Genomic DNA, 7,438 nt, shown 5'->3' with positions numbered 1-7,438 from the left:
CAAGTTGAAAAATTTAAAAAGTTCTGATCTTTTAAACTTCCACCTACCTCTACACAGCTTAAAATGGGACCGGAACATTAAATCACTCCGTTATACCGTTAAGTTCCATAAAAGGCTGGACACTCTGTTCCCAGCCTCTAAATATTGACTACAATTGCATTTGGTTATAGCTAGTATTAAAGGAATCAAGAACATCTTGTGGGGCTTGATCATACGCAACCTCACCATCAAAAGTTCCCTTAACAATGGTTCTGTAAGTTGCTGCTGCATCCTCACAGGTAACCAGAGTAATCTCTGTTTGTCCTTCAATATCTTCAACTACATCTACTCGATCCGGTGTTACTGTTTCAACACTTGTAATAGTGTAGGTGTATACTTTTTCTTTATCGGTTAAATAAATCTTCATCCCCGTTTTTGAACGCTCAAGGGGCGAAAAGAGCATATCATTTGCTCCTGTAATCCCAAAAACATGATGGCTTGCCAAGGCATAATTCCCTTGTCCCATCTGTTGGCCTTCCTTCATTGTACCTGCGCCATAGTATAAACCAGCATTCTCAAGTCCTTTAAAAATTGGAAGATTTAACTTGAGATCTGGAATTGAAATCCCACCAATCACAGGTAACTGCTGTGCTTCCCACTGTGCTTTTAAGACAGACTCTGTAGAAAGCGATTGAACATCTTCAAAATTATAGGTTGCTTGACTTTCTTTATTTTTGTCAATTTCTTCTTTCGAGACATTCTTAACCTGATACTTGTTCGTTGTCCAAGCCATGAGAGTATTTCGAATAGAAGTATTAAAGATTAAGCCAAGAGACAATATGAGTAGAAAACTTGCAATAACATTGCTAAGTAGGTGTTTTGATTTTTTATTTTTTTGAGACATGATTATTCACTTTCTGTTTTTTCACTTTCTGTCCCATTCTCTTCTTTTTCTTCCGCAGCAACGCTGGTGAAGGTCATAATTTTAGCTTCTTGATCAAGACGCATCACTTTAACTCCCAGAGTGGCCCGTCCTGTTTGTGAAATATTGGCGACATTCGTTCTTATCACTACTCCCGTATCAGTGATAATCATCAAATCCTCGTCACCTTTTACCATTATGAGTCCTGCAAGAGGACCATTTTTTTCGGTGATATTGGCGGTTTTCATCCCCTTACCGCCTCGACCTTTAGTTGGATACTCAGTTGCTGAAGTTCGCTTACCGTAGCCATTTTCTGTAATAATGAGTACCTCATCATCAGAATGAATCGTACTTGCTCCGACAACCGCATCTCCTTCACGTAGACTAACACCCTTAACACCAGCTGCCGAACGTCCCATATTTCGAATCAAGTCAACTTTAAATCGAACTGCGTAACCATACTTCGTGCCAATCATGACTTCTGCGTCGTCTGATGTTAAGAAAACATTTATTAATTCATCACCATCTTTAAGATTTAGAGCTTTAAGACCATTTTGTCGGATATTAGCAAATTCAGCAACACTTGTCCGCTTAACTAAACCATGACGAGTTGTAAAGAAAAGATAAGCCCCTTTGCGATTTTCTTTTTCAACATTGATAATTGTTTGAATCGTCTCCCCTTCATCTAGTTTAAGGAGATTAACCACAGGCAATCCTTTTGCAGTACGCCCGTACTCAGGGATCTCATAACCTTTCAATCGATAGACACGACCTTTATTTGTAAAAAAGAAAAGATAATCGTGGGTACTAGTTGAAACTAATTCACGCACAAAGTCATCATCTTTAACTCCCGTACCTTGTACTCCACGTCCACCACGTCTTTGAGCTGTAAATTCAGACTGATCGAGACGCTTGATATAGCCTTTATTTGAAAGTGTAATGAGAACCTTAGTTTCTTCAATCAAATCTTCATCTTCAAGAGAAAGGACTTCTCCAACCATAAGTTCTGTTCTACGACTGTCATTAAACTTACGCTTCACTTCATCTAACTCTTCTTTTATTATCGTCACAACACGCTCTGGTTTAGCTAAAATATCAGTTAAATCAGCAATCAAGGCTAGAAGTTCATCGTATTCAGACTGAATTTTATCACGTTCCAAGCCAGTCAAACGGCGTAGTCGCATATCAAGAATGGCTAAACTTTGCCGTTCTGAAAGCTTAAACTTGCTCATCAACTCTGCTTGAGCTTCTGCATCCGTCTCGCTTGCACGAATAATCCGAATAACCTCATCGATGTGATCCAATGCAATCAAGAGACCTTCTAAAATATGAGCACGAGCTTCTGCTTTTTCTTTATCAAAGAGAGTTCGTCTAGTCACAACTTCTTTTTGATGCTCAATATAGGCCTCTAAGATTTCACGCAAAGATAGAATCTTTGGAACACCATTTTGGATGGCCAACATATTAAAGCCAAAATTTGTCTGCATCTGAGTCATTTTAAAGAGATTGTTTAAAATGACATTTGCAGAAGCATCTCGCTTCACCTCGATGACAAAACGAACACCTTCACGATTGGACTCATCTCTAACAGCAGTAATTCCCTCTATACGCTTTTCATTTGCGAGTCGAACAATATGCTCATGCACCTTGGTTTTATTTACCATGTATGGAAATTCAGTAACGACAATCCGTTCACGTCCTGTTTTTGTTTCTTCAATTTCCGTTCGAGCTCGTAATACAATGGAACCTTTTCCTGTCTCATAAGCCTTATGGATACCAGACTTCCCCATAACCAAAGCACCTGTTGGAAAATCGGGTCCAGGAAGCACTTCCATAAGTTCACGAGTGGTGATGTCTGGTTTATCCATGACAAGCTTAACAGCGTCAATTGTTTCCCCTAAGTTATGTGGAGGTATATTCGTAGCCATCCCAACTGCAATTCCAGTTGCACCATTAACTAAAAGATTAGGAAATCGCGCTGGAAGAACAACTGGTTCCCGCTCACTAGCGTCATAGTTATCAGCAAAATTAACAGTATTCTTGTTAATATCTCGCAACATTTCAAGCGCAATCTTACTCATCCGAGCTTCTGTATAACGCTGTGCTGCGGCCCCATCACCATCCATTGAGCCAAAGTTCCCGTGGCCGTCAACTAACATATAACGGTAGCTCCACCACTGTGCCATTCGAACCATAGCTTCATAAATAGAAGAGTCACCGTGTGGGTGGTATTTCCCCATGACATCCCCTGTAATACGTGCTGACTTTTTATGTGGTTTATCTGGTGAAACACCTAACTCGTTCATCCCATAGAGGATCCGACGATGAACCGGCTTAAGACCATCACGAACATCTGGTAACGCCCGCGCTACGATAACACTCATGGCATAATCGATAAAGCTGGTCTTCATCTCCTTGGTCAAATTAACATTGACTAGATTTTTATCTTGCATTTTAAAAATGCCTTTCTTTTCTGGATATATCTTCATCATTATACCACATTTCCCTTTTATTTTCATCTTTAGGGATAGTATATAAAAACGTTTACATGATTAACCATATTCGTTTCTTCGTGACAAACGTTCTTAAAAGTGATAAAATTGAAATTGTATGGGGAAACCCTGAATAAATTTAAGGAGATGTTTAGACGAATGACATTAACTAAACAACACAAAAAAGTTATCCTTGTTGGTGATGGTGCCGTAGGTTCTTCTTACGCTTTCGCCCTTGTAACTCAAGGTATTGCTCAAGAGCTTGGTATCATTGAGATTCCTGCTTTATTTGAAAAAGCTGTCGGAGATGCTGAAGACCTTAGCCATGCACTTGCTTTCACTTCACCTAAAAAAATCTACGCAGCAACCTATGCTGACTGTGCGGATGCTGATCTTGTAGTCATCACTGCTGGTGCTCCTCAAAAACCAGGTGAAACTCGTCTTGACCTCGTTGGTAAAAACCTTGCTATCAACAAATCAATCGTTACTCAAGTTGTTGAGTCAGGATTTAAAGGTATCTTCCTTGTTGCTGCTAACCCAGTTGATGTTTTGACTTACTCAACATGGAAATTCTCAGGCTTCCCTAAAGAACGCGTCATCGGTTCAGGTACTTCACTTGACTCAGCACGTTTCCGTCAAGCATTGGCTGAAAAAATTGGTATCGATGCTCGTTCCGTTCACGCTTACATCATGGGTGAACATGGTGACTCTGAGTTTGCCGTTTGGTCACATGCTAACGTTGCTGGTGTGAAATTAGAACAATGGTTGCAAGCTAACCGTGACTTGAATGAAGAAGACCTTGTAGAACTCTTTATCTCTGTTCGTGATGCTGCTTACTCAATCATTAACAAAAAAGGTGCTACCTACTACGGTATTGCTGTTGCCCTTGCTCGTATCACTAAAGCAATTCTTGATGATGAAAATGCAGTACTTCCACTTTCTGTTTTCCAAGAAGGTCAATACGGAGTTGAAGATGTCTTTATCGGACAACCTGCAATCGTTGGGGCACATGGTATTGTTCGTCCGGTTAATATCCCATTAAACGATGCTGAAACTCAAAAAATGCAAGCATCTGCTGCTGAATTGAAAGCAATTATTGACGAAGCATGGAAAAATCCAGATTTCCAAGAAGCTTCTAAACAATAATTCATTCTTTTAATTACTGACTACTTATTTTATTTAAGTCATTAACTAACCTCTATTTCTTGAAAATCTTTCAGGAAACGGGGGTTTTAGTATTTTCAACAAACCATATCAAAATGAATAACTGGATTTCTATTGATTTAACTACCCAAAAAGAGGTTAGGATTTTTTCCTAACCTCTTTTTGTACTGATTACACTTGAAAACTTGGAATCATCAAAACAAGTTTAATCGCTGATTTTCTTCCTACCATCATAAGAATAACTAAAGTTTAGTTGCAACTGCATCCAACAGCTCTTGGATTTTGGCTTGGTTGCTTCCTCCTGCCATGGCCATGTCTGGTTTACCACCACCACGTCCATCAACGATTGGAGCCAATTCTTTGACAAGGTTTCCTGCATGCACATCTTTTGTCTTGCTTGCTACAAGAACGTTCACCTTGTCACCGATAGCGGCAACTAGGACAAGAAGATCAGAGTAGTCTTTTTGTTTCCAGTTGTCCGCAAAGGTACGAAGGGCGCCTGCATCTGATACAGAAACTTGGCTAGCAATGTAACGGTGTCCGTTGACTTCCTTCACATCCTTGAAGACATCGCCTGCGGCAGCTGCTGCAACTTTTTCTTTCAACTCAGCATTTTCTTTTTGGAGCTGACGAAGTTGTTCTTGAAGTCCTTCAACCTTATGAGGTACTTCCTTGAGTTGGGGGGCTTTCAAGGTTGCTGCGACAGCTTTCAAAGCGTCTTCTTGTTCACGATAAGCTTCAAAGGCTTCCTTACCAGTCACTGCCAAGATACGACGAGTTCCTGATCCAATCCCTTCTTCTTTGACAATCTTGAAGAGGCCAATCTCAGAAGTGTTGCCAACGTGGGTACCACCACAAAGTTCGATAGAGTAATCACCGATCGTCACAACACGGACTTCTTTACCGTATTTCTCACCAAAGAGAGCCATGGCTCCCATTTCTTTAGCAGTATCAATGTCTGTCTCAACGGTCTTAACCGCAAGAGCTTCCCAGATTTTCTCATTGACTTGCTCTTCAATCGCGCGCAATTCTTCAGGAGTTACGGCTTGGAAGTGTGTGAAGTCAAAGCGAAGGAATTCGACTTCGTTAAGTGATCCTGCTTGTGTTGCGTGGTGTCCAAGGATATTGTGAAGGGCCGCGTGAAGCAAGTGAGTCGCAGTGTGGTTTTTCATGACCCGGTGACGACGATTTGTATCGATTGCCAGCGTATATTCTTGGTTTAAGGCAAGCGGTGCAAGGACGTCAACAGTGTGAAGAGCTTGTCCGTTTGGAGCTTTTTGAACATTTGTCACAGTAGCCATGACCTTACCTGACTCATCCAAGATTTGTCCGTGGTCAGCTACCTGTCCACCCATTTCAGCGTAGAATGGAGTCTCTGCAAAGATAAGAGAGGCAGTTCCTTCAGATACAGCTTCTACTTCAGCATTGTCCGCTACGATAGCCACCAACTTAGAAGGCAATTGGCTGGCATTGTAGTTGAAGACACTTTCCACAGTGATGTTTTGAAGGGTTTCATTCTGCATGCCCATAGAGCCACCCTTGACAGCTGATGCACGCGCCCGCTCTTGCTGTTCCTTCATGGCTGCTTCAAAACCTTCACGATCTACCGTCATGCCCGCTTCTTCAGCGATTTCTTCCGTCAATTCCACTGGGAATCCATAAGTATCATAGAGTTTGAAGACATCTGAACCAGCAATGACAGATTGACCTTTTTCTTTCAAGTCTGCTACGATACCTTGGGCAAAATGTTGACCTGAGTGTAAGGTACGAGCAAAGGATTCCTCCTCGCTCTTGATAATTTTTTCGATAAAGTCCCGTTTTTCAAGCACTTCTGGGTAGTAGCTTTCCATGATTTTTCCAACCGTTGGAACGAGTTTGTAAAGGAAAGGCTCGTTGATGCCCAATTTTTGACCATGCATAGAAGCACGACGGAGCAAACGACGAAGAACATAACCACGACCTTCATTTCCAGGAAGGGCACCATCACCGATGGCAAATGAAAGAGAACGGATGTGGTCTGCGATGACCTTAAAGCTCATGTTGTCGCCATCTGGATCGTAGACCTTACCAGACAATTTCTCCACTTCACGAATGATCGGCATGAAGAGGTCCGTTTCAAAGTTTGTCTTAGCTCCTTGAATCACCGCCACCAAACGCTCCAAACCAGCGCCCGTATCAATATTTTTGTGTGGCAATTCTTTGTACTCACTACGAGGAACCGCAGGATCAGCGTTAAATTGTGACAAAACGATGTTCCAGATTTCGATGTAACGGTCGTTTTCAATATCTTCTGCAAGCAGGCGAATACCGATATTTTCTGGGTCAAAGGCTTCTCCACGGTCAAAGAAGATTTCAGTATCTGGTCCAGAAGGTCCCGCACCGATTTCCCAGAAGTTGTCCTCGATTGGAATCAAGTGACTTGGATCTACTCCTACTTCAATCCAGCGGTTGTAAGAATCTTTATCGTCAGGATAGTAGGTCATGTACAGTTTTTCAGCTGGGAAATCAAACCACTCAGGACTGGTCAAGAGCTCATAAGCCCAAGTGATGGCTTCATCACGGAAGTAATCCCCGATAGAGAAGTTCCCCAACATTTCAAACATGGTATGGTGACGTGCAGTCTTCCCTACATTTTCGATGTCGTTAGTACGAATCGCTTTTTGCGAGTTAGTAATCCGAGGATTTTCTGGAATGACAGTTCCATCGAAATATTTTTTAAGAGTCGCAACCCCTGAGTTGATCCACAAAAGAGTTGGGTCGTTTACTGGAACCAAGCTAACAGATGGTTCTACAGCGTGGCCTTTGCTGGCCCAGAAGTCTAACCATAGTTGGCGTACTTGTGCACTAGATAGTTGTTTCATGAGTTCTCCTTATTTTTTGT

4 protein-coding genes are annotated in these 7,438 nt (G+C 41.7%); 1 reads left to right on the top strand and 3 read right to left on the bottom strand.

Features of this window, described 5'->3' with window-relative positions:
- Nucleotides 1–148: 148 nt before the first annotated feature.
- Nucleotides 149–883 carry a class A sortase gene (locus STRDD10_RS00815; protein WP_067192279.1) on the bottom strand — a complete coding sequence of 245 codons (735 nt, stop codon included), beginning with the start codon at nt 881–883 and terminating at the stop codon, nt 149–151.
- Between the two features lie 2 nt (nt 884–885).
- Entirely contained in the window at nt 886–3,354 is a 2,469-nt protein-coding gene (gene gyrA, locus STRDD10_RS00810) for a DNA gyrase subunit A (protein WP_067192996.1), read from the bottom strand.
- Between the two features lie 198 nt (nt 3,355–3,552).
- Here gyrA and STRDD10_RS00805 point away from each other — a divergent pair, with 198 nt between their 5' ends.
- Complete coding sequence (locus STRDD10_RS00805) at nt 3,553–4,539, top strand: L-lactate dehydrogenase (RefSeq protein WP_067192276.1); 987 nt, start codon at nt 3,553–3,555, stop codon at nt 4,537–4,539.
- A 260-nt stretch (nt 4,540–4,799) separates the two neighbouring features.
- Here the strand turns inward: STRDD10_RS00805 and alaS are convergent, their stop codons facing one another.
- The gene (gene alaS, locus STRDD10_RS00800; protein ID WP_067192274.1) at nt 4,800–7,418 is read right to left on the bottom strand and encodes an alanine--tRNA ligase; all 2,619 of its coding nucleotides are present in this window, start codon (nt 7,416–7,418) and stop codon (nt 4,800–4,802) included.
- Between the last annotated feature and the right edge of the window lie 20 nt (nt 7,419–7,438).

Origin of the sequence: Streptococcus sp. DD10, assembly GCF_001578805.1 — a bacterium.
Taxonomy (GTDB): Bacteria; Bacillota; Bacilli; order Lactobacillales; family Streptococcaceae; genus Streptococcus.
Note: the sequence above shows the minus strand (reverse complement) of the source record. Positions and strands in the feature narration are given on the sequence as shown.